The following is a 21,679-nucleotide window of genomic DNA, read 5'->3' on the forward strand; positions in this document are numbered from 1 at the left end:
TATGCCGCGCGCGGCATAGACAAGTGATGATCAAGCCATACATGGAAGCCGCGCGCCGTCCGCCGCGATCAGAGCCGCAGAACAACCAGGATTTTCGTCCAAGAGCGATGCCTCGCAAGCCTCTTTCGGCGGCATTGTTCGAGAGACAGACTCGTCCGTCCTCCAGGAACAGCGTGAAGCTCGCCCACCGCTTCAGGATGTAGTTGAACGCCTTGGCCAGGTCGTGCCCACGGGACAGCTTGGCGAGCTGCTCCTGCATATAGACCTGCAGGTCCTCGACCAGAGGCCGGCTCAGCGTCTGTCGCATCTCCAGACGCTCTTCGGGGCTCCTGCCATTGATGGAGCGCTCGATCTCGAACAGCGCATCGATCCGCCGCACGACCTCGACCGCGATGGGCGAGAGCGGGATCTCCTTCTTGCCGGTGGCCTTGCGCCGCGCATTCTCTTCGATATCGGCCATGGCGAAGAATGGGCGCCGCGCATGGACCCAACACGCCGCTTCCCGGATCGGTCCAGGGTGGCGTCCCGCCAGATAGAGCTGGTTGTACCCGTCATAGGCGTCGGCCTGCAGGATGCCGGTATACCCCGCCAGATGCGCCTGGGGATGCTCGCCCCTGCGGTCACGGGAGTAGTAGAACATCGCCGCCGGCGGCCCGGCGCCGCCAAACGGCCGGTCGTCCCGGACGTAGATCCAGCAGCGTGCCGTATCGGTCTTGCCCTTGGCCAGCACTGGCACGGTCGTATCATCGGCATGCAGGCGCTCGGCCGCCAGGACATGGGCTTCGACCAGGCGCAGCAGGGGATCCAGCGACGCACAGACCGATCCCACGGCGTCCGCCATGGTCGACAGCGCGATCGGCACGCCTTCCAGGGCGTAGCGCTCCGCCTGGCGGTTTAAGGGCTGATGTTGGCCGAACTTCTCGAACATGATCATGGCCAACAGGCTCGGGCCGGCCCATCCCCGTGCGACGGCATGGAATGGCGCCGGGGCCTGGCTGATCTTCTCGCAGTCGCGGCAGGAGAACTTCTCCCGGACCGTCTCGATCACTTTCCACTGGCGCGGTACCACTTCCAGTGTCCTCGTCACGTCCTCGCCGAGCTTGCGCAGACGGTTGGCCACAGCGCGCTCTGCCGCCAGCTCGTCTTCAGTGGCGTCACTTTCCAGCTCTTCGAACGTCAAGGCCAACTGCTCGATCAGGCGCGACGAACGCTCCGACCGCTGGCCGTAGATCTGATGCTTTAGCTTGGCGATCTGCAGCTTCTGCTGGGCGATCAGCGCTTCGTCCTCAGACGCTTTCGCACGGGCGACCGCGAGTTCAGCGGCGATCTCCAAACCCCTCGTGCGTTCGGCGGCCAACGCCTCTTTCAGGGCGGCAATGTTATCCGGAACAGCGTCGCGCTCGGCATCCATGCGACACAGTGAATCACAGATTGGAAGCGTTGTGACTCCCCCAAAATGCAAAATCTGCTGGATTTTGTGCTCAGCCCGCGCTTCTCGGTCGCCAGCTCAGCTGTGGATTCCGCCAGTCGATCCCTTCCAGCATATAGGCCATCTGCGCCGCTGAGATCGATACCGCGCCGTCCGACGCCGAAGGCCAGATGAACTTGCCTCGGTCCAGGCGCTTGGCGTAGAGCGACATGCCCAGCCCGTCATGCCAGAGGATCTTGACCAGATCGCCGCGACGACCCCGGAAGATGTAGAGATCGCCAGCATGAGGATCGCGCTTCAGGCTCTCCTGGACCGCAAGCGCCAGGCTTTGCATCCCGCGGCGCATGTCGGTGTGGCCGGTGGCAATCCAGACCCTGACGCCGCTCGGGATCGGGATCATCGCCGTCTCAGAAGCTCAAGAACCCGCTGCAGCGCCTCCGTGTCCACGTCCCGGTCAACGCGCACGCGACAGCCGCCGCCAAGCTCGATCTCGATAATGCCGGCCCTTGCACGTTGCGCAGGCGGTGAAGACACCGGTTGTGGCGCGCTACTCGAGATCGGAGCCGCCGCAGACGTGATCTCAACCGGAACAAGCGCCGGCGCGCCATCCCCGCTCAACTTGCCTTCGCGCGCCAACCGGCGCCACGTGAACAATTGGCTTGTCGACAGCCCGTTGCGTCGTGCCGTCACCGACACCAGACGTGGCCCGCCATAGCTCTCGGTGACGATCCGCTGCTTTTCTTCCAATGTCCAACGGCGTCGAGCGCCCGTCGAGACGACTTCAAGTCGGGAAACCTTAGGCATAGGCATATGGTCAGTCATACGCCTATGTCTTCATCTTCCATCAAACTGCGCAAGGCGGTCCTCGCCGGAGCGATACGGCTCTGCGTGACTGACCCTGGTTTTTGCTGACGCTGCCCGCACGCAACCCGGCATTGTGAGATTTTCCCAAATCATCAATCAGCGCCTCGAAGTAAATGAGACAAACAAGAATCTCTTTAGATACGTGGGACGCGATTGCCTATTGGACTCTGCTCGTTGGCGCCATCTTGGATGGCGCCGCCGTAGCGCTGACGGCGTTCTCTTCCTTTGTTACCGGTAGGACGTCTGCGATCACAGCATGAGGCCGAGCAAGATCGCAGAAGCCAAGGCGAGGGGCGACCAAGCTCTCGAGCGATCCGCGACGGCAGACGAACGGGCAGCTCAAGCAAGCGTCCAAGCCGAAGGAGCCGGCTAGAGCAGGAAAGGATCGGACTCAAAATCTTGAACTCTCTGTCGCCTTAGAAGATCAGAACGCCTCAAGCTCGCGGGAAAGGTCGCGTCACGTCGTCCCACAGAGGAACAACGAAGCGCGCTAATCGCCGCGCTCAGATCTGAGGCCGACAGCAAATCAGCGATAGTGACCAAGATGGGAGACCAAGAAGCTAAGGCTTACGCCGAAGAACTCGTCTCGGCCCTCAAGGAAGGCGGTGTCTTCCTAGCTGAGGAATACGTTGGGGCAGTATCTCCGCCAAGATACGGGCTCATCATTGCGCCTCGAGAAGACACATATCCGCCCTGAAGATCACGTCCTCCTGATAACGGGACGAATGATTAGGCAGGCTGCGTCGTGATTAGACTTTTGAGCGTACCACGCGTCAGCGGTGGGTCTGCTCGACGACCTTCGCAGGCGGTCTGTAAGCTTCTGTCGCTCAGCGAGAAGGCTCCGCATCTCCATGGTCGATCCTAACGCGAAGTCCTGATAGCTGCGCCACGGCCTGCTGAACTAGCAGCTCAAGATGATTCAGTCTGGCCGCGATTTCAGGTAGCTGCTCTCGTTGTTCGAGCGCTATAATTTGCGACAACTTCGCGTTTCCTTGGAGCTCCATTAGTTGCGCATTTGCGCGCTCGAGATCAGTTTGGATCTTTTGAACTCACGCTAGAGTCTCATTGGGGGCATCTCTGGAAGTTGCCATCGCCTGCGCGAGCGCTTCCAACTTAGATGACTTGTCGCTTAACTCGTCATTAAGTCGGTCGATTTGCTTCTCGAGTGTCTTTGTATGATCGACCTGCGCTCCATACAGCGACTTCATCAGCGCTCGCCTTTGAATCTCGCCGGCTCCGATACCAACAAAATTGACGGCGATCATTAAGAGCAGAATCGTTCGCAAGTTCGCCCAGCGCATGAACGTCGATTCGATTGTTGTTTTTTGTGAAGATAAGCATGTATCAGAGTCGCATCAAGATTGCAGGCGAGAGGAGGCCGAATTGGATAAATTTTCTAATGAAACCACTTCTTTGCTGCTACGATCATCCAAGGCGGTCGTGTGGACCGTCGTAGCGATCGCTCTTTTCGTGTTTGTGGCTTTTGGTGTCCCGTGGTGATCGGGTGCAAGCTCCGTTCATCGAGGGAACTTCACACAGGCGAGCTCAGCATTTGACGTCAAGCACGAAAAGCGGACAGTAATATTGTTAGTAGTTTGGAATTTGCCTGTTGGGTGATGAGGTTATCGAAGCCCTCGTTTTGCCGGAAGGAAGCGAGATCGTTGGTCGACCGCGATCATCGATCGCGGCGTCCCATGAATAAAGCGCACGAGCCACCGGCACGTCGCAGGTCCGAGCGGGCGGCGGATCCAGTCTGGACGTGCTTCGCGGCCGCCTATCGAGCCTTGATTCTAAGAAAAGCGAACGCCACCATCTTCACTAGCATCCATCCGTGTGCGAATCGCGAAATCTGCGTTTCGCCATAACTGCGTGCGGTATACCGAATCGGCAAATCGATCGATTTCAAATTGAGCCTAGAAGCACCAAAGATCAAATCGAAGTCGCCGAATGGATCGAAGTCGCCAAAATAGGATTTGCCTGCCTTCAACCGCAGGTAATCAGTTCGCCGCAAGACTTTGGTTCCACAAAGTGTATCACTGTAGCGTTGATTGAGAATCCACGAAAACAAATAGGAAAATAGCCTATTTGCAATTAGGTTCAGAAATCTCATGGCGCCATCGTCCATTCCATATACCAGCCGAGACCCATTGATGAACTCGCCTTTGCCCGACCGGATCGCATCCCAGAATTTTGGCAACTGCTCCGGCGGCATCGTCAGGTCGGCATCCAATATCATAAGGACATCGCCGCGTGCGACATCAAACGCACTAAAGACCGCATCCGCCTTTCCCTTGCCGGGCTGAGACATAATCTTGATATCTCGCTCCGGATAGGCTGACCTCACACGCTCCATTTCCGCGAAGGTTCCGTCCTTACTGTGTCCCTCCACGAACAATATCTCAATATCGCCGCAGAAATCCCCAATTCGCTGCACGGCGGGCTCTATATTCCCACGCTCATTGCGTGCTGGCACAACAACGGTCACGGATTTCAGTTCAGGGCCGTGCACGTGCGTCGATCGACACACCAGGAAATGCCGTAACGCAAGTGCACGGATGCCTGGCAGGATGCTTATGAAGCGATTGATGAGGCGTCCCATGCCAAGCAAAGCCAATGGCGAGAGCACCCGCTGTTCTGACCTGACGGGATCGAAGTCTGCAAGCCTCGCAAAGCTGCGAACGTCGGCTGGAGAGAGCACGTTCTGTTCGGGATACGGCATCCGCAATCTGACCATTTCGGCCATCCGAAGTATTGGCCACCAGAGATGGGAAAAGTAACCAATAACAAGCCGCGTTTCACGCGAGCACAATTTATGAAGATGAAAGATGCTTTCTTGGCAATCGTCAAACGAGCCTATCGTATCGAGAATTAAAATGAAGTCGAAGGGGCCCTCGATCGCATTTATGGTTTCCAGGTCTTCAGCGTCACCCAATTGGAAAGTCAGTTCGGGATGCCGCTCTTTTGCTTTGGCGATCATCGCTTCGCTGAAGTCCACGCCCACGCCGTACGACGGCTCGAGACTGGCCAACGTATCACCTGTCCCACAACCGATTTCGAGCACCCTTGATGCCGGCGGAATCAGAAAGCGCAAATAGATCTGGTCTTCCCGATGGAAAAAGCTCGCTTTGCTCCGCCAGTGGTCGCGTGAAGCGGCGTACCGCTCTGAGAATTTATGGATAGACGCCTTCCTTGACGAACTAGCAGTGCTGGACATACCAAACCCGTGCCTTGGCGACGTTGACAACGCCTGTTGACCGTTGCTCCAAATGTCTATTCGGATGAATCGACTAGGATTGTGCTTCTCCGAGCCGTTTCAAGCCATCTGCGTGTTATCTTGAGTGGCCTGGAATCCGCCGTTTGGCGCGCAGTCATCAATATGTCGGCGCCTCAAAGTTCAGGTTCTAGCGATCACGTTCCTACTTTCCCCGTCGCCGATGAGCTTCCGCAGTTGAGCTGCGGCTGACGGTAAAGCTTGGCCGGTGCGTTCGTCAAAAAACTGATATCCACTTCCGATGAAGATTGATATCAGTTCCTCGAGTGAAGCTCCACGTTCCTGCAAAACGTAAGGCGCCAACTCCATCACGAAGATTGGACGCATCTTCGTCAACACCGTCGACGCCCCCCGAAGTACATCACACTCATATCCATCGACATCCAGCTTGACAAGATCCACATTCTTCACGCCGGCTTCCCTTAGAACGCTGTCCAAGCTGCGCGATGACGCCGATGCCGTCGGCATCTCTCTCCCGAGGTGCTTTGCGTGAGTTTCACCTCTCGCGACTAGCGGCCAACTCGAATAGATTGTCGACGGAACAGCGACATTGTTTTCTACCGTTAGAAAACATTGAAAGGCTCTCACGCGCGCCGCAAGCTCCGGGTTGAGCGCGAGATTGTGACTGAGCTTACCGTAGGCGAAGTCAGTGGGTTCGAAAGCCAATACTCTCCCTTTTTCACCCACCAGTTTTGCGAGGAGGAGCGTATGCGCTCCCACGTTGGCTCCAATATCCAAAACGGTACTTGAGGATTTGACGAGTTTGCTAAGTGCTCTTTGCGTGGCACGTTCGAACGCGCCAATGAAAATCGCAAAGTCTATTCCTTCGGAAAGCTCAAGATCGAACCTGACCTGCCCGCGGACTACACTCGCGCGATCATTCTTGCCGACCAATCGCAAGCCGAATCGGACCAACTTGTAAGCAGCGCGTGCCAAACGTATTTTGTCGGCTGTCTTCATCTTCAGTGGAACCGTGAGTGGTCAACCAGTTGGACGACTGAACATTGGGACACGCCTCAATTGCAGTCTCGCTCGACTCATTCTAGGCTTATCACCTAGCCAGACACAACCAGCTTGATCGGATGCTGGTGCCTGGAAGCAAGAGCCGGCAGCAAGTAAAGGGCAGTGACTATAGCGCATGGAGTTCCTCCAAGACTATCAAGCGGTGTGGAACCGCAAGCCTAGTCTGAGGCTGGTTTACGGCGATTTCTTTGATCGAATCGCAGCGTCGACCGGGCCGGGGAATACGCTGGAGATTGGGGGAGGTATTGGCAATCTGAAGGAAAAACTTGCCGACGTGATTTCTACGGATGTTCAGTTTGCGCCGTGGCTGGACGCTGTTGCGGATGCTCAGCGTCTGCCGTTCGCCGAAGCCACGTTCGATAACATCGTCATGCTCGATGTCTTACATCATTTGGAGTTTCCATCACTGTTCTTCCGCGAGGCTGAAAGAGTGCTGCGGGTTGGTGGAAGGATCGTAATGGCAGAGCCTGCTGTCACTTTAGGAAGCACACTATTCTTACGTTTATTTCATCAGGAGCCGGTCAGGATGAAACATGATCCTTTGGCCACTGGCATGCCTGACCCTCGACGCGACCCCTACGATGCCAACCAGGCAATTCCTACTCTTTTGGTGACTCGATATCGCGAGCAATTTCACGACGCCTTTCCGACACTACGAATAGCGCGAACGTATTGGTTTTCGCTAGCCGCATATCCCCTCAGCGGTGGGTTCAAATCTTGGTCGCTAATCAACGAACCAGTCGCGAAATGGACGCTTGGATTGGAACGTCGTCTGGAGCCTTGGCTCGGGCGACTTTTTGGATTCCGTGTCCTGATCGTGGTGGAAAAGACGACATGAAATAGTCGTTTCGTTACTCATTTCGACTTCTCCGCGTTTATCACGTCAAAGGTGAAGCGCCGTTGACTATCTCGAGGCAGACTCTTCCGTTGGGAATGCGCGGCTGGCTTATTCTAATGAGCCTTCCGACTGTGTTTCTGACCGTACAAACAGTTGGATTGATTTGGCTGGGCGGCTCGTTTGGCCCCTTCATTGATCCTGACGCAGCGTACTATTTTGCTGCAATCAATCTCGATGCAGGCATTAGCATTCGGTTTCTCTTCCATCCAGGCGTGAGTCTCATCGTATTTGGCGGCGCAGTGATCGGCGGGGCGAGCAAGCTTCTGTATTCCGGTTCATTTGGCGCGAACTCGTTGCTTCATTTCGATTCGCTGATGCTAATCGCACGCTTCTCTGTGGCTCTCTTTACGAGCTCCTGCAGTCTTATTGCGGGAATTATGGTCGCGCGTGCAAGCAGCTCGGTTCCGCTAGGATTGATTCTCCAAGCAGGGCTATTTTCTTCAGCGCACGCCGTGACTTTCGGTGCACGCTTGATGCCCGAGCCCTTCTTGGTTGGCATTGCGTCACTTCTCGTCGCCGTCACATTCTGCGCCGCCTTGAAAAGCTTCGCCTCGATGCGATTGAGTATCGTTGCGGGAGTTCTTGCGACCGTCGGTTTGGCAACGAAGATACTGTTTCTGCCGTTTATCCTGCTCTATCCCGTCGCCGCAGGATTCCGCGCGCGCCCGCAAGTTACGTACCTGGCTGCGATGACCATGTCATTGATTTTGGCGCTCTTACCTGCTTGGAAAGAGCTGCAAATATTTACAGGCTATATAGACAGCATTGCGCACGCTAAGGGGGCTTATGGGAGCGGAGAGCGTGGATTCATTGACTACGGAGCTGCGTTCTTAGCTCTTTCAAGGATAGGGCGGGATTACTGGATCGATCTCCTTGCTACTGCTATCTCATTACTGATTTTGAGGCGCCAGGTCGGGTCAGTTGAGGGTAGTTTGATCGGTCGCACGGTCTTTGCAATGGCGTTAGTGATATTTGCTTCAATTGCGATAGTGTCCAAGCAGTATTATGCATACTATTTAGTTCCGGCTATCAGCATTGCGCCGTTCATGTTGGGAGTGGCGCTCACTTATTCGCGGATAGCGCGGGAGATGTGCTCTTACGTTCGCTTTTCTTCGATTTGCATTGGAGTTGTTATCGTTCAGCTTGTCGCTGGGCGGGTTTGGACTACTTATCAATTTTACTCTGATGCAAATGCCCAGAAGGGGGCTGAGGTGATAGTTGAGAAGCCGCTGATGGCTTTGCGCTCAACCTGCTATGTGTTGCCGAGCTACAGCGTCGGACTATTTGAGTATCCGATCATCTTCGGCTTCCTTTACGCCAACAGAAACGATGACCAGGTTGTGTTCTACAATGATGCAATTCGCCTCTCGTTTGATCGCGTCTTGCTTAACTACGATTATTTCAACAAGGCTGTCTTCATTCCCGGCGACATGCGTGACGTAAACAGCGTGATACCGGTTGACGCATGCGTAGCCGTTGTGAGCTCATACCCACTATTTGCGGACCAGCTGCCGTTTAAGAGGCCAGTGGATGACATATGCAGGGTTGGAGATATTCGCGTGGCCTTGATCAATCATTCATGCATTGACTTAAATCTGCCACGGCAAGCCGACTGACTTCGCACTAGTTTTTCGTTGCTCGAATGGGATTGCTTCGTTCTCTTCTCGCAATAGCAGTGATCGGCGGATTATGCCGTTCTGCCATGCGGCTTCCTTCATCTTGTGGGTGGCGCTGCTGCAGTTGACATATTCTTTATAGTGTTCGGGTGCTGTCGGACAAGTACGCGTCGCCCGAATCATTTTATCTAAGCCGATCCCTTCGGATAGTTCCGGCATACTGGCTGGTTGCGAGCGATCACATTTTCGCTTGGTCGATTATAAATTCAACCGCATTGGAGCAACGAGCTGCCAGCCAGATGCGCCAGTGTTCTTCGCCAATTGTACCATTCTACGTAAGCGCTGTTCAGCGGCCACCTACCGGATGACGGGGCGATCTGCGAGTCTGCGGTTTGTTTGAACCGTTAGGCTTAGAATGGACACAGTGCATAGTGCTATCACGGAGCCGGTTCGGCGGCTTGAGGTCTTCACCGGAGCCGGCCGTCGGCGAAAGTGGGGCGACGAGGACAAGGCGCGGATTGTTGCGGAGATCGTGGCGAGCGGCGACTCGGTTTGCTCGGTAGCGCGACGGCATGGATTGTCGCCGCAGCAGTTGTTTGCTGGCGACGTCAGTTGCGAGAAGCGGCGGGCGGTCATTCCGAAGCAGAAGAAGTACAGTTTGTGCCGGCAGTGGTGGATGCCGTGGTGCCGGCGCCCGCTCTTAGCTCTGAGCGCAAAGCGGTGCGCAAGGCAAAGGCAGATTCCGGGGTCATCGAGATAGAAGTTGACGGCATCACGATCCGGGCCGGTCGTGGTGCGGACCCAAGGATGATTGCGTCGATCGTCCAGGCGCTGAAGGCGAGCCGGTGATCGGTCCGTCGGGTGCGGTCCGGGTGATGGTGGCGACCAAACCGGTAGACTTCCGCAAGGGAATGGAGGGGCTTGCGACCCTGGTGCGCGAGAGCATGGGGGCTGATCCATTCTCGGGAGCTGTCTATGTGTTCCGGGCCAAGCGGGCGGATCGGATCAAACTGGTGTTCTGGGACGGAACGGGTTTTTTGTCTGTTCGCCAAGAGGCTCGAGGATGGAATCTTCCGCTGGCCGAAGATTGAGGACGGTGTGATGCGTCTGTCGGCGGCCCAATTGTCGGCACTGCTGGAGGGGCTCGACTGGCGGCTTGTGCATGAAGCGCGGGTGACGCCGGCGCCAACACAACCGGGATAGTTGTTAGCGGCGCTGCGGCGAAGTGAATCAGGAGCGTCGGCCGCGTCGCCAGATGGCGACGAATATGCTCTGAATTGGGTGTGAGCGACGCCCTGCCTGACGACCCGAGACGCTGAAAGCGATGCTGCTTGCCGAGCGGTGCGAGAGCGAACGGCTGCGTCAGATCATCAAGGAATTGCAGCGGCATCGGTTTGGCCGGCGGGCAGAGACGCTGCCTGAAGATCAGATGCTGCTGGGCCTGGAAGACGTCGAACAGGTGGCGGCGTATAGCGAGACGGCGCAGGACGTGAGCGAACCTGAAGGCCGTGAGGCGCGGGCTCGCAAGCGCCGCGGCAACCGTGGCGCCTTGCCGGCGCACCTGCCGCGGATCGAGGTCATCGTCGACATCGAGGACAAGACCTGTCCCTGCTGCCAGGGCGAGTTGCATCGGATCGGCGAGGATAGGAGCGAACGGCTGGACCTGGTCCCGGCGCAGTTCCGGATCCTCGTGACCCGGCGTCCCAAATACGCCTGCCGAGCCTGCGAGGTCGCGAAGCGAGTCGTTTGGCACACTGGTCACCATCTTTAGCGTCATGGCGTCCATCTCGCGCTCAGGCGAGACGATGAAGGGCAATCGCCCGAGCGGGGATGGTGCTTGCCGATCTCAGGACGCTCCGGGGGACATGCGCCCCGTCCGATGCTGTGGTAGGCGTACAAACCCGTCTCGAAACTGCGAAGATCGATCGCTGATTGCTCATCCCAGAGCCGGGTCTGGGGGGATCACCCCGATCAGCGCAAGTTGAGTGCCTCGCGCACGAAGATCGCGAGATTGCCTTCCCGGAACAGCAACCCGCGGATGCCCGCGGCGCGCGCCGCCTCCAAGTCGCGCTCCTGATCGCCGATCAGGAAGCTCCTGTCGATTGCGACGGGAAAGCGCTGCATCAGGTCGGTGATCATGCCCGGCCTGGGCTTGCGCCGGTGGCTGTCGCGACGATAGCGCTCGATGGGGGCCTCGGGATGGTCCGGACAGTACTCGAACGCATCGATATGCGCGCCGACCGCGGCGAGTTCCTCTGCCATCCAGCGGTGGAGGGTGTCTACGTCGCTCTCCTCATAGAAGCCGCGGGCCACGCCGGATTGGTTGGTAACGACGAAGGCGAAATAACCGGCCTCGTTCACCAGCCTGATCGCCTCGCGTGCGCCATCCATCCACTTGAACTTGGCGGCCTCGAAGAGGTAGCCCGCATCGTGGTTGAGGACTCCGTCGCGGTCGAAGAATACGGCCGGGCGAGTTGATGTCGTCATAGGTGTCGCAAGAGCTGTTCGCGGTCCTTGTTCACCGTTCCGCCGGCGGCTTGTCAAGGATGTCGTAAACGCGCGCGACTGGCAGCGCGCTCACCTCTCGTCCGCGATCACCTTGCCGTCGTTCGGCAGCGCGCCGGGGCTGACCAGCTCGACGTTGCCGCTGAGTTTCGTCACGGCGCGCAAGCTGGCGGCGATCTCGTCGCGCAGCGCGTCGTTCGCGGCCGCGGTTTCCGCCCTTAAGGTCATTGCATCGCTCTCGCCGTGGCGCGTGACGACGAGGCGTAGTCGTCCGAGCGTAGAATGCCGCTTGCCGATCTCGGCGACTTGCTCGGGTCGGACGAACATACCCTTGACCTTGGTGGTCTGGTCGGCGCGGCCCATCCAGCCCTTGATGCGCATGTTGGTGCGCCCGCAAGGGCTCGTGCCGGGCAAGGCCGCGGTGAGGTCGCCGAGCGCGAGCCGGATCCAGGGATGGTGCGGGTCGAGCGAGGTCACGACGATTTCGCCGACGTCGCCCGGCGCAACTGGGTCCCCAGTGCCGGGCTTGACGATCTCCATGATCAGGTCCTCGTTCACGACCATGCCCTCGCGGGCCCCGGTCTCAAAGGCGATGAGGCCGAGATCAGCGGTGCCGAACGCCTGGTAGGCGTCGATGCCGCGCGCCTTGATCTCAACCTGGAGCGAGGGCGGGAACGCGGCGCCCGAGACCAGTGCGCGCTTGATCGAGGAGACGTCGCGCCCAGCGGTCGAGGCGGCATCGAGCAGGATCTTCAAAAAGTCCGGCGTGCCGCTGTAGCCAACCGGCCTGTAGGCCTCGATCAGCTCGAACTGCTGCTCGGTGTTACCCGGGCCGGCCGGGATTACGGCGCAGCCGAGCGAGCGCGCTGAGGCATCGAAAATGAAGCCACCGGGGGTGAGATGATAGCTGAAGGTGTTGAGCACGACGTCGCCCTCCCGGAACCCGGCTGCGAACAGCGCCCGCGCGCCGCGCCAGGGATCGGCCTGCCGCCCCTCCGGCTCGAAGATCGGACCGGGCGAGGTGAACAGCCGGGCGAATGTGCCGGGAGCAGCCGCCACGAAGCCGCCGAAGGGCGCTGAGGCCTTGTGCATGGCCGGCAGCTCCGACTTGCGCAGCACCGGCAGACGCGCCAGCGCCGCTCTGGACGTCACTGAGGCTGGGTCAAAGCCCCTAAGCCTCTCGGCATAGGCTGGAGCGGCCATTGCGCCGCGCAGGACTTCCGGCAGCCGGGAAAACAGCTCGGCCTCGCGTGCGCCATGGTCACGCGTCTCGAGGGCGTCGTAATGGGCGGTCATGGCTGGTCCTTAGAGGTTGGCATCCGTTGCGCGCCGCCGCCGGCACGGCTATCAGACGGCAATTGCGGTGGCCTGGAGGGGCTAAGGTGGCGGACGAACCGATCGTTGCGGCGGAGGAGACGGCAGGCGTTGTCGCGCGCCTGAAGCGCCGCATGACCGACGAGGCGCTGCCGCTGTGGTCGACCGTGGGCTGGGACGCTGCCGCGGGCGGCTTCATCGACCGGCTGCACCGCGACGGCACGGCGGATGCGGCTGCGCCACGGCGCGTGTTCGTGCAGGCGCGCCAGATCTGGTGCTACGCCAAGGCCGCGCAGATGGGCTGGTATCCCGAGGGGCGCGCCATTGCGCTGAGGGGGCTGGAGCACCTGCTGGCAAAGGCAAAAGCGCCCGACGGCCGGCCCGGCTATGTGCACTGGCTGACGCCGGAGGGGGCGGTGCTGAATGCCCGGCGCGACGCCTATGACCACGCCTTCATCCTGTTTGCCCTCGCGGCGGTCTACGCGCTCGACCAGGATGCGCAGGTGCGCGCCGAGATCGACGCGCTGCTTGCCTTCCTCGACGGCCATCTGCGGTCGCCGCATGGTGGCGTCCACGAAGGCCTTCCGGTCTCGCTGCCGCGCCGGCAGAACCCGCACATGCATCTGTTCGAGGCGATGGTCGCGTGCTTTGAGGCGACCCACGATCTGTCGTTCCAGAACCGCGCCGGCGAATTCTTTGCGCTGTTCCTCGCGAATCTCTATGACAAGCGGAAGTGCGTGCTCGGCGAGTATTTCGAGGAGGACTGGTCGAAGATCGAGCCGATCATCGTCGAGCCGGGTCACCAGGCGGAATGGGTCTGGCTTCTGAAGGGTTTCGAACGCATCACGGGATGCCCGACCGGGCAGCGGCGCGCCGAACTGCTGGCGACCTCGCTGCGCTACTGCGACGAGGCCACGGGCTGCCTGATCGACGAGGGCGATGAGGCCGGCAACATCCGCCGCAGCACGCGTCGGCTGTGGCCGCAGACTGAGATCGCGAAGGCGTGGATCGCGCAAGCCGAGTCCGGCGAGGCAGGCGCGGCGGATGAAGCGCGCGCATCGCTGGTGAGGCTCGAACGGCACTATCTCAGCCATCCCGTGAAGGGCGGCTGGTACGATCAGTTCGACCGCGACGGCAAATCGCTGATCGACACCATTCCTGCGTCGTCGTTCTATCATGTTCTCTGCGCAGTCACGGAAGCGGAACAGGTGCTGGGCTAGGCTCGTTGTGGATCACAGCCAGCGCTTGCGCCGCTTGAAGCTCTTGAGGTTCTTGAAGCTCTTGCGCTGGTCACCGGCGCCGCCGAGGTAGAATTCCTTGACGTCCTCGTTGTCGCGCAATTCGTCCGCGGTGCCGTCGAGCACGACCTTGCCTTGCTCCATGATGTAGCCGTGGCTCGCCACCGAGAGTGCGGCGCGCGCGTTCTGCTCGACCAGCAGGATGGTGACGCCGAGGTCGCGGTTGATCTTCTGGATGATCGAGAACACCTCCTTCACCAGCAGCGGCGACAGCCCCATGGACGGCTCGTCCATCAATATCATCTTCGGACGCGCCATCAGCGCGCGGCCGATCGCAAGCATCTGCTGCTCACCGCCCGAGAGATAACCGGCAAGGCCGGTGCGTTCCTTCAGGCGCGGGAAGTAGTTGAAGACCATGTCGAGGTCGGCATCGACCTCGCGGTCCCTGCGCGTGAAGGCGCCGAGCCTGAGGTTCTCCAGCGAGGTCATGTCGGCGACGATGCGCCGGCCCTCCATCACCTGGAAGATGCCGCGGCGCACGATCTTGTCGGGATCGATGCCGTTGATGCGGTCGCCCTCGAACAGGATCTCGCCACGCGTGACCTCGCCGTCCTCGGTCTTGAGCAGGCCCGAGATCGCCTTCAGCGTCGTCGACTTGCCGGCGCCGTTGGCCCCTAACAGCGCCACGATCGCGCCCTTGGGCACATCGAGGCTGAGCCCGCGCAGCACCAGGATGACGTCGTCATAGACGACCTCGATATTGCGCACGCTGAGGAGGGGCGGGGCGGGCCCGATGCTGGGATTGGGGCGCGTTGCTTCGGCGGTCTGGGTCATGCAGTCTTCTCCGCTGTCGTCACCCGCGAAGGCGGGTGACCCAGTATTCCAGAGACGCCCAACGTTCCCCGAGAGGCCGCGGCGTACTGGATCCCCCGCTCCAGTGCGCGTTGCGCACAAGGCGGGGGATGACAGTTGTGTGGGGGGCGAAAGCGGGGCTCACCACCCCAGCAATTCCGGCTTGCGCGGCAGTTCGACGGTCTTGACCTTCTCGAGCTTGATCGTGCCCTTGGCCATGAGGTCGTTGAGGTCGCCGTCGGTCGCACCTGAGACCTTGGTGCGATAGAGATCGACCTTCAGCGTGCCGCGGTGATCCTTGTCGGTCCAGGTCGAGGGATTGCAGACGCCGTCCATCCCGGCCGGCACCCAGTCCTTCTTCTGGTAGAAGCCCTTGGCGACGTTCTCCCCGGTGGCGCCGCCGTTCTTGGCGGCCCAATCGAGCGCTTCTTTCATGTACAGCGCCGAGCAGACGGCCGCGACGTAGTGCACGGGGCGATAGACCTTGCCGGTGGGATCGGACATCTTGGAGATCTCCATCAGGGTCTTCATGCCGGGCGCATCGCCGCCCCAGCTCACGGCGGTGCGCAGTGGGAAGATCACGCCGTTCGCGGCATCGCCCGCGGTCTTGGCGGCGTTCTCGTCCATGCCCCAAACATTGCCGAGGAACTGGACCTCGACGCCCGCGGTCTTGCAGGCCTTCATCACCGAGATGTTGGAGGCCGCGGTGTTGCCGAGATAGGCGTAGTTGGCGCCCGAAGATTTCAGGCTGAGGCACTGCGCGCTGTAGTCACCGGGCGAGAGCGCGAACACCAGCGGAGGCAGCACCTCGAAGCCGAGCTCCTGTGCCATGGCTTCGCCGGCGGCCTTCGGCGCGTTCGGATAGGGATGGTTGGCGCCCATGTGCACGAATTTCGGCTTGCCGGACTTGCCCTTGGCCTTCCAGTCCTCGGCCGCCCACATCAGCATCGCGCGCAGCGAATCCGAATAGCTCGGGCCATAGAAGAAATTGTAAGGAGCAGGCTTGGCCTTGCCGCTGACGCCTTCGGGATCGGTCAGCGCGGCGGCATAGGAGCCGGACATGTCGGGAATCTTGTCCTGTGCGAGGAAGCCGGTCAGTGCCTCGGTGTCCGCGGTGCCCCAGCCCATGATCGCAGCGACCTTCGAGTCCGGCGCCGACCACTTCTTGTAGAGCGCGATCGCCCGCGGCACCTGATAGCCATAGTCGTTGGTGTCGACGTTGAGCTGCTTGCCACCGACGCCGCCGTTCTTGTTGACCCAGGCGAAGGTATCGGCGACGGCCTGTCCATAGGGCGTGCCGACGTCGGAGGTGCCGCCGGAATAATCGGCAAGATGTCCGAGCGCGATCTGCGCCTGCGCGCTTGCCGAGAATGCGGCGATCGCAAGCGCGAGTGATGCGGTGCTCAAAAGGGACTTTATCGTCATGGGGTCGGTTCCTCCTGTTATTGTTTAAGTGAAGTTTCCGCGCTCAATGCGAGAACGGGTAGAGTTTCCAATAAGCCTTGATCTGCCGCCAGCGATGCGCGAGACCATCGGGCTCGAACATCAGGAACGCGATGATGATCACCCCGATCGCGATCTCGCGCAGGAAGGTGATGTTGGTGTTGAGCGAGAGCGCCTTGTCGATCGCGCCGCCCTTCAAATGCAGACTGAGGAATTCCATCGATTCCGGCAACAGCACCACGAAGGCGGTCCCCATCAGCGTGCCCATGATCGAGCCGGTGCCGCCGATGATGATCATGGCCAAGAACAGGATCGAGCGCTCGATGCCGAAACCTTCCTGGGAGACCACGAGCTGGTAATGCGCATAGAGCGCACCGGCGATGCCGGCGAAGAACGCGGCGAGGCCGAACGACAGCGTGCGGTACTTGGTGAGGTTGATGCCCATGATCTCCGCGGAGAGATAATGGTCGCGGATCGCCACCAGCGCGCGGCCGTCCCGCGTGCGCATCAGATTGGTGACGAGGATGTAGCTCGCCAGCACATAGGCCAGCACGACGTAGAAATACTGCCTGTCGCCGCGCAGCGTGTAGCCCAGAATCGAGAACGGCTCGGCGCTCGCCGGCACCGATCCGCCCGAGAACCATTCGGCGCGCGAGAAGAAGTCGAGCAGGATGTATTGCGCGGCCAGCGTCGCGATGACGAGGTAGAGCCCCTTCAACCGCGCCGCCGGAATACCGAAGATCAGCCCGACCAGCGCCGTGACGATGCCGGCGAGCGGGATTGCGAAGAACACCGGAATCGGCGCGTTGTTGGAGATATAGGCCGAGGTGAAGGCGCCGAGCAGGAAGAACGCGGCGTGGCCGATCGAGATCTGGCCGGTGAATCCGACCAGGATATTGAGGCCCAACGCCGCGATCGAGAAGATGCCGATCTGGATCAAAATGCTGAGCCAATAGCCGCTGAAGAATTGTGGCGCGAGGCACAGCAGCAGCACGCCGGCGATCGCAAAATTGCGGCTGGTCGTGGTCGGGAAGATCGTGGTGTCCGCGGCGTAAGTGGTGCGGAAATCACCAGCGGGGATGAGGGCAGGGCCGGCCATGGGTCAGATCCGCTCGATGTCGTGGGTGCCGAACAGGCCGTAGGGTTTGATCATCAGCACGATGATGAGGACGTAGAACGGCGCGATCTCGTAGAGATTGCCCCAGTGCAGGTACTCGCTGTCGACATATTGCGCGACGTTTTCGAGTAGCCCGATGATGATGCCGCCGAGCACGGCGCCGCCGACGGAATCGAGCCCGCCGAGGATCGCTGCCGGAAACACTTTTATGCCGTAGGCCGCAAGGCCCGAGGACACGCCGTTGACCACCGCAACGACGACACCTGCGACGGCCGACACCGTCGCTGAAATCGCCCAGGCCATCGCGAACACGCTCTTGACGGAAATGCCGAGCGACTGCGCGACCTGCTGATTGAATGCGGTGGCCCGCATCGCAAGGCCATATTTGGAGGCGCGGAAGAACCATGCCATGCCGATCATCATCGCGACCGACACCACGAGGCTCATGACATAGACGGTCTGGATCTGGAGTCCGAACAGGCTGACCGACTGGCTCTCGAACACGCGCGGGAACGGCTGCGGATTGACGCCGAACATCCATTTCAGTGTCGCCTGGAGCACGGTGGAGAGGCCGATCGTCACCATGATGACCGAGATGATGGGCTCGCCGATCATCGGCCGCAGGATCAGGACCTGGACCGCAATACCGAACACGAACATGAACACCAGCGTGATCGGCATGCCGATCCAGAACGGCACCTGGTATTTTGCCAGCAGCGCCCAGCATACCCATGCGCCGACCAGCAGCAGCTCGCCTTGCGCGAAATTGACGACCTGCGTCGCCTTGTAGATCAGCACGAACGACATCGCGACCACGCCATAGAGCGTGCCGACCACGAGGCCGTTGACCAGGAGCTGGAAGAGGAAGGCGGTGTTCATGTGATATGCTGTCCTTCGCCTCTCCCCGCGTGCGGCAGGGTTATCGCATATGATCTCTTGGAGCAGCCGGAGCAAGCGCCTCGTCCTTCGAGACGACCGCTCCGCGGACTCCTCAGGATGAGGCTAATTGGCATCGGGCCCGTTGAAACTGCTGCTGCATACTCCACCCTCATCCTGAGGAGCCCGCCAAAGCGGGCGTCTCGAAGGATGGGCCGCAGGGAAGCCGCTTCCATATGCGATTGCCCTGCCGCAAGCGGGGAGAGGCGAAGGGCAGCAGCTTGCGCATCGGTAGACTGTTTCACTCCGCAGCCTCCGCCATGTGCCCATGTCCGCCCAAATCCACCACACGCAACGTCGTGCGCACGCGCTGCGTGGTGCCGTCCTGGAAGCGGATCACTGTGTCGACGGGGATGTCGGCATCGCCGCGGTAGATAGCGTCGATGATCCCTGCGTATTTCTCGTTGATGACCCCGCGGCGCACCTTGCGGGTGCGAGTGAGCTCGCCGTCGTCGGCATCCAGCTCCTTGTAGAGCAGCAGGAAGCGTGAGATGCGCTGGGCAGGCGGCAGCGTCGCGTTGACGGTCTCGACCTCCTTCTGAAGCAGCGCGTAGACCTCAGGCCGCGAGGCGAGGTCGCTGTAGGTCGTGAACGAGAGCCGGTTCTTCTCCGCCCATTTCGAGATGATGGAGTAGCGGATGCAGATCATGGCGGCGAGCGCGTCGCGGCCGGCGCCCAGCACCACGGCCTCCGCGATATAGGGCGAGAATTTCAGCTTGTTCTCGATGAATTGCGGCGAGAAGCGCTCGCCGCGTGAGGTCTCGGCGAGATCCTTGATGCGGTCGATGACGACAAGCTGACCGTTGTCATTGAAATAGCCGGCATCGCCGGAACACATCCAGCCGTCCTTGATGTCGGCGACGCTGGCCTCGGGGTTCTTGTAATAGCCGAGGAACATGTTGGGGTGCCGCACCACGATCTCGCCGACGCCGTGCACGTCGGCATTGTCGATCCGGATTTCGACGCTATCGGCCATCGGTACGCCTGTCGTGTCAGGATCGACCTTACCCTCGGGGTGCAGCGTATAGGCCCCTAACAGCTCAGTCTGGCCGTAGAGCGTGCGCAGCGGCACGCCCATCGCCTGGAAGAACTTGAAGGTATCAGGGCCGAGCGCCGCGCCGCCGGTCGCGGCCGAGCGTAGGCGGGTGAAACCGAGCCGGTCGCGTAGCGCGCGGAACAGGATCGCATCGGCAAAATCCGAGCGCTTGCCCTGCGCGAGTGCGGCCAGTCCCGATTTCATTCCGACGTCGAACAGGCGCTGCTTCAACGGCGTAGCGTCCATCACCTTGGCGCGGACATCGGCGGCGATCGATTCCCAGACGCGCGGCGCGAACAGTACGAACGTCGGCGCGATCTCGCGCAGATCGTTCATCATGGTGTCGGGCTCTTCGACGAAGTTGATTTTCATCCGGCACAACAGGCCTTTGCCGAGCACGTAAACCTGTTCCATGATCCAGGGCAGCGGCAGCACCGAGACGTACTCGTCGTCAGGTCCCTTCGGATCGAAGGCGAGATAGGTCGCGCAATGGCAGAGCACGCGCCCGGCGGCGAGCATCGCGAGCTTCGGGTGTGAGGTGGTGCCCGACGTCGTGCAGAGGATCGCGACGTCCTCGCCCTTGGTTGCATCCACGAGCCGGTCGTAAAGCTCCGGCTCCCGAACGGCGCGCGTGCGGCCGAGCTCGGCGAATTTTTCGGCTGACATCAGCCTGGGATCGTCATATTTCCGCATCCCGCGCGGATCGGAATAGATGATGTGCTTCAACTTCGGCACGCGCTCGGCAAGCGCGAGCAGCTTGTCGACCTGCTCCTCGTCCTCGGCGAAGACGAGCCGCGCCTCGCCATAGGTCAGGAGATAGGCGGCTTCCTCGTCCAGCACGTCGCGATAGAGCCCGAGGCTCAGCCCGCCAACGGCATGGGTCGCGACTTCCGCCGCGACCCAATCCGGCCGGTTGTCGCCGATGATGCCGATGACGTCGCCGCGGCCGAGGCCAAGCTCGACGAGCCCAAGAGCGAAGTCGCGCACCCGCATCTGGTAGTCGTTCCAGGTGAACAGGCGCCAAAGCCCGAGATCCTTCTCGCGCAGCGCGATCTCGTTGCCATGCTCCTTCGCGTTGAGCCGGAGCATCTTGGGATAGGTGTCGGCCTGCGCAACGCGTCCTGCGTAATCCATCATGCCGCGCTCTCCTGCGCCGGCGGGGCGTCATCCGGATCGACCAGCACCTCGTCTTCCTCACCAAGGTAGGCGCGCTTGACGTGGGGATCGGCGAGGACCGCCGCGGGATCGCCCTCGGCGATCTTCTTGCCGAAATCCAGCACCATGACGCGGTGGGAGATGTCCATCACCACGCCCATGTCGTGCTCGATCATCACTACCGTCATCCCGAACTCCTCATTGAGATCGACGATGTAGCGGGCCATGTCCTCCTTCTCCTCGAAGTTCATGCCGGCCATCGGCTCGTCGAGGAGGATGAGGCGCGGCTCCAGCGCCATGGCGCGGGCGAGCTCCACGCGCTTGCGCAGGCCATAGGAAAGGGTGCCGGCGGTGGCTTTTCGCACCGATTGGAGATCGAGGAAGTCGATGATCTCCTCGACCTTGCGGCGGTGCTCGAGCTCCTCCTTGCGCGCGCCGGTGAGCCAGTACAGCGAGCCCGTAAGGAAATTGTTCTTCAGGAGGTGATGGCGGCCGACCATGATGTTGTCGAGCACGCTCATATGGTGGAACAGCGCGAGATTCTGGAAGGTGCGGCCGATGCCGAGCGAGGCGCGGGCAGTCGGCGTCAAACCGGTAATGTCGCGGCCCTGGTAGAAGAGCTGGCCTTCGGTCGGCTTGTAGCGACCGGAAATACAATTCACGATCGAGGTCTTGCCGGCGCCGTTGGGGCCGATGATCGAGAACAGCTCGCCTTCCCTGATGGCGAAGCTGACATCGGTCAGCGCACGGACGCCACCGAATCGCAAGGACACGCCGCGCACTTCGAGACTAGCCACTAACAAATCCCTCCCGGTGATGGCGCATTCAGTGGCGCTCTTCATCCGTTGTTTCCGAACGATCCTAGTACGGTGGTCCCGGTCAGGCCATGCAGCCATTGGTCTCGACCGGGCCCCGCGCCACCTTCGTTCCCATCAGGGATCAAAAGCCGCATCGCCCAAGGTGGCTCTCAATACGGGAAAGC

At 60.4% G+C, this 21,679-nt stretch carries 18 protein-coding genes and 3 pseudogenes; 7 read left to right on the top strand and 14 right to left on the bottom strand.

Annotated features, from left to right (window positions below; all coding sequences use genetic code 11):
- The 6 genes from tnpC to CWO91_RS18060 form a co-directional block, all read right to left on the bottom strand.
- Positions 1 to 1,411, bottom strand: a 1,411-nt coding sequence (tnpC, locus tag CWO91_RS18035; protein ID WP_130214914.1) for an IS66 family transposase, incomplete at its 3' end; no start/stop codon positions are given.
- A 70-nt stretch (positions 1,412 to 1,481) separates the two neighbouring features.
- The gene (gene tnpB, locus CWO91_RS18040; protein WP_027564512.1) at positions 1,482 to 1,829 is read right to left on the bottom strand and encodes an IS66 family insertion sequence element accessory protein TnpB; all 348 of its coding nucleotides are present in this window, start codon (positions 1,827 to 1,829) and stop codon (positions 1,482 to 1,484) included.
- A complete protein-coding gene (tnpA, locus tag CWO91_RS18045; RefSeq protein ID WP_245471292.1) occupies positions 1,826 to 2,251 on the bottom strand; it encodes an IS66-like element accessory protein TnpA in 426 nt (141 codons plus the stop codon). Before tnpA ends, tnpB (CWO91_RS18040) begins: the two co-directional genes overlap by 4 nt.
- 1,091 nt (positions 2,252 to 3,342) lie before the next feature.
- Positions 3,343 to 3,594, bottom strand: a complete 252-nt coding sequence (locus CWO91_RS18050; RefSeq protein ID WP_130214916.1) for a hypothetical protein — start codon at positions 3,592 to 3,594, stop codon at positions 3,343 to 3,345.
- A 473-nt stretch (positions 3,595 to 4,067) separates the two neighbouring features.
- Positions 4,068 to 5,507, bottom strand: coding sequence for a glycosyltransferase (locus tag CWO91_RS18055; RefSeq protein ID WP_130214918.1), 1,440 nt, complete (start codon positions 5,505 to 5,507; stop codon positions 4,068 to 4,070).
- Between the two features lie 180 nt (positions 5,508 to 5,687).
- Positions 5,688 to 6,524 carry an FkbM family methyltransferase gene (locus CWO91_RS18060; RefSeq protein WP_130214920.1) on the bottom strand — a complete coding sequence of 279 codons (837 nt, stop codon included), beginning with the start codon at positions 6,522 to 6,524 and terminating at the stop codon, positions 5,688 to 5,690.
- A 178-nt stretch (positions 6,525 to 6,702) separates the two neighbouring features.
- On the opposite strand from CWO91_RS18060, the gene CWO91_RS18065 reads away from it, so the two are divergent.
- The 6 genes and pseudogenes from CWO91_RS18065 to CWO91_RS18085 all read left to right on the top strand — a co-directional run.
- Complete coding sequence (locus tag CWO91_RS18065; protein ID WP_130214922.1) at positions 6,703 to 7,425, top strand: class I SAM-dependent methyltransferase; 723 nt, start codon at positions 6,703 to 6,705, stop codon at positions 7,423 to 7,425.
- A gap of 116 nt (positions 7,426 to 7,541) precedes the next feature.
- Positions 7,542 to 9,101: a hypothetical protein gene (locus CWO91_RS18070; protein WP_130214924.1), complete on the top strand. Its 1,560-nt coding sequence runs from the start codon at positions 7,542 to 7,544 to the stop codon at positions 9,099 to 9,101.
- A gap of 415 nt (positions 9,102 to 9,516) precedes the next feature.
- A pseudogene (locus CWO91_RS44330) lies at positions 9,517 to 9,645 on the top strand (IS66-like element accessory protein TnpA); the annotation flags it as partial.
- A gap of 8 nt (positions 9,646 to 9,653) precedes the next feature.
- Positions 9,654 to 9,950, top strand: a complete 297-nt coding sequence (locus tag CWO91_RS18075; RefSeq protein ID WP_245471293.1) for a hypothetical protein — start codon at positions 9,654 to 9,656, stop codon at positions 9,948 to 9,950.
- Positions 9,947 to 10,304, top strand: a pseudogene (gene tnpB / locus CWO91_RS18080) (IS66 family insertion sequence element accessory protein TnpB). The gene CWO91_RS18075 and the pseudogene tnpB (CWO91_RS18080) overlap by 4 nt, the downstream one beginning before the upstream one ends.
- 121 nt (positions 10,305 to 10,425) lie before the next feature.
- Positions 10,426 to 10,827: pseudogene (locus tag CWO91_RS18085) on the top strand (IS66 family transposase zinc-finger binding domain-containing protein); the annotation flags it as partial.
- Between the two features lie 245 nt (positions 10,828 to 11,072).
- On the opposite strand, the gene CWO91_RS18090 reads toward CWO91_RS18085, so the two are convergent.
- Both CWO91_RS18090 and CWO91_RS18095 read right to left on the bottom strand, forming a co-directional pair.
- Positions 11,073 to 11,588, bottom strand: coding sequence for a D-glycero-alpha-D-manno-heptose-1,7-bisphosphate 7-phosphatase (locus CWO91_RS18090; RefSeq protein WP_130214926.1), 516 nt, complete (start codon positions 11,586 to 11,588; stop codon positions 11,073 to 11,075).
- Positions 11,589 to 11,678: 90 nt separating this feature from the next.
- Positions 11,679 to 12,902, bottom strand: coding sequence for a phenylacetate--CoA ligase family protein (locus tag CWO91_RS18095; protein ID WP_130214928.1), 1,224 nt, complete (start codon positions 12,900 to 12,902; stop codon positions 11,679 to 11,681).
- Between the two features lie 86 nt (positions 12,903 to 12,988).
- Between CWO91_RS18095 and CWO91_RS18100 the strand changes: the two genes are divergently transcribed.
- Entirely contained in the window at positions 12,989 to 14,140 is a 1,152-nt protein-coding gene (locus tag CWO91_RS18100; RefSeq protein ID WP_130214930.1) for an AGE family epimerase/isomerase, read from the top strand.
- A gap of 12 nt (positions 14,141 to 14,152) precedes the next feature.
- Here CWO91_RS18100 and CWO91_RS18105 read toward each other — a convergent pair whose 3' ends face one another.
- The 6 genes from CWO91_RS18105 to CWO91_RS18130 all read right to left on the bottom strand — a co-directional run bounded on the left by CWO91_RS18105 (position 14,153) and on the right by CWO91_RS18130 (position 21,539).
- The gene (locus CWO91_RS18105; protein ID WP_130214932.1) at positions 14,153 to 14,992 is read right to left on the bottom strand and encodes an ABC transporter ATP-binding protein; all 840 of its coding nucleotides are present in this window, start codon (positions 14,990 to 14,992) and stop codon (positions 14,153 to 14,155) included.
- 159 nt (positions 14,993 to 15,151) lie between these two features.
- Positions 15,152 to 16,435: an ABC transporter substrate-binding protein gene (locus tag CWO91_RS18110; RefSeq protein ID WP_130214934.1), complete on the bottom strand. Its 1,284-nt coding sequence runs from the start codon at positions 16,433 to 16,435 to the stop codon at positions 15,152 to 15,154.
- A 43-nt stretch (positions 16,436 to 16,478) separates the two neighbouring features.
- Positions 16,479 to 17,552, bottom strand: a complete 1,074-nt coding sequence (locus tag CWO91_RS18115) for a branched-chain amino acid ABC transporter permease (protein ID WP_128932711.1) — start codon at positions 17,550 to 17,552, stop codon at positions 16,479 to 16,481.
- A 3-nt stretch (positions 17,553 to 17,555) separates the two neighbouring features.
- A complete protein-coding gene (locus CWO91_RS18120; RefSeq protein WP_091891860.1) occupies positions 17,556 to 18,449 on the bottom strand; it encodes a branched-chain amino acid ABC transporter permease in 894 nt (297 codons plus the stop codon).
- Between the two features lie 298 nt (positions 18,450 to 18,747).
- Positions 18,748 to 20,679 carry a long-chain fatty acid--CoA ligase gene (locus CWO91_RS18125; protein ID WP_130214936.1) on the bottom strand — a complete coding sequence of 644 codons (1,932 nt, stop codon included), beginning with the start codon at positions 20,677 to 20,679 and terminating at the stop codon, positions 18,748 to 18,750.
- Positions 20,676 to 21,539, bottom strand: coding sequence for an ABC transporter ATP-binding protein (locus CWO91_RS18130; RefSeq protein ID WP_130214938.1), 864 nt, complete (start codon positions 21,537 to 21,539; stop codon positions 20,676 to 20,678). Before CWO91_RS18130 ends, CWO91_RS18125 begins: the two co-directional genes overlap by 4 nt.
- Between the last annotated feature and the right edge of the window lie 140 nt (positions 21,540 to 21,679).

It is taken from the genome of Bradyrhizobium genosp. SA-3 (assembly GCF_004212635.1).
Taxonomy (GTDB): domain Bacteria; phylum Pseudomonadota; class Alphaproteobacteria; order Rhizobiales; family Xanthobacteraceae; genus Bradyrhizobium.

What these genes read in the sequence shown, in the direction of transcription:
- tnpB (WP_027564512.1), bottom strand. Translation starts at nt 1,829, where the DNA reads ATGATCCCGATCCCGAGCGGCGTCAGGGTCTGGATTGCCACCGGCCAC.
- tnpA (WP_245471292.1), bottom strand. Translation starts at nt 2,251, where the DNA reads ATGACTGACCATATGCCTATGCCTAAGGTTTCCCGACTTGAAGTCGTC.
- CWO91_RS18050 (WP_130214916.1), bottom strand. Translation starts at nt 3,594, where the DNA reads ATGCGCTGGGCGAACTTGCGAACGATTCTGCTCTTAATGATCGCCGTC.
- CWO91_RS18055 (WP_130214918.1), bottom strand. Translation starts at nt 5,507, where the DNA reads ATGTCCAGCACTGCTAGTTCGTCAAGGAAGGCGTCTATCCATAAATTC.
- CWO91_RS18060 (WP_130214920.1), bottom strand. Translation starts at nt 6,524, where the DNA reads ATGAAGACAGCCGACAAAATACGTTTGGCACGCGCTGCTTACAAGTTG.
- CWO91_RS18065 (WP_130214922.1), top strand. Translation starts at nt 6,703, where the DNA reads ATGGAGTTCCTCCAAGACTATCAAGCGGTGTGGAACCGCAAGCCTAGT.
- CWO91_RS18070 (WP_130214924.1), top strand. Translation starts at nt 7,542, where the DNA reads ATGAGCCTTCCGACTGTGTTTCTGACCGTACAAACAGTTGGATTGATT.
- CWO91_RS18090 (WP_130214926.1), bottom strand. Translation starts at nt 11,588, where the DNA reads ATGACGACATCAACTCGCCCGGCCGTATTCTTCGACCGCGACGGAGTC.
- CWO91_RS18095 (WP_130214928.1), bottom strand. Translation starts at nt 12,902, where the DNA reads ATGACCGCCCATTACGACGCCCTCGAGACGCGTGACCATGGCGCACGC.
- CWO91_RS18105 (WP_130214932.1), bottom strand. Translation starts at nt 14,992, where the DNA reads ATGACCCAGACCGCCGAAGCAACGCGCCCCAATCCCAGCATCGGGCCC.
- CWO91_RS18110 (WP_130214934.1), bottom strand. Translation starts at nt 16,435, where the DNA reads ATGACGATAAAGTCCCTTTTGAGCACCGCATCACTCGCGCTTGCGATC.
- CWO91_RS18115 (WP_128932711.1), bottom strand. Translation starts at nt 17,552, where the DNA reads ATGGCCGGCCCTGCCCTCATCCCCGCTGGTGATTTCCGCACCACTTAC.
- CWO91_RS18120 (WP_091891860.1), bottom strand. Translation starts at nt 18,449, where the DNA reads ATGAACACCGCCTTCCTCTTCCAGCTCCTGGTCAACGGCCTCGTGGTC.
- CWO91_RS18125 (WP_130214936.1), bottom strand. Translation starts at nt 20,679, where the DNA reads ATGATGGATTACGCAGGACGCGTTGCGCAGGCCGACACCTATCCCAAG.
- CWO91_RS18130 (WP_130214938.1), bottom strand. Translation starts at nt 21,539, where the DNA reads ATGAAGAGCGCCACTGAATGCGCCATCACCGGGAGGGATTTGTTAGTG.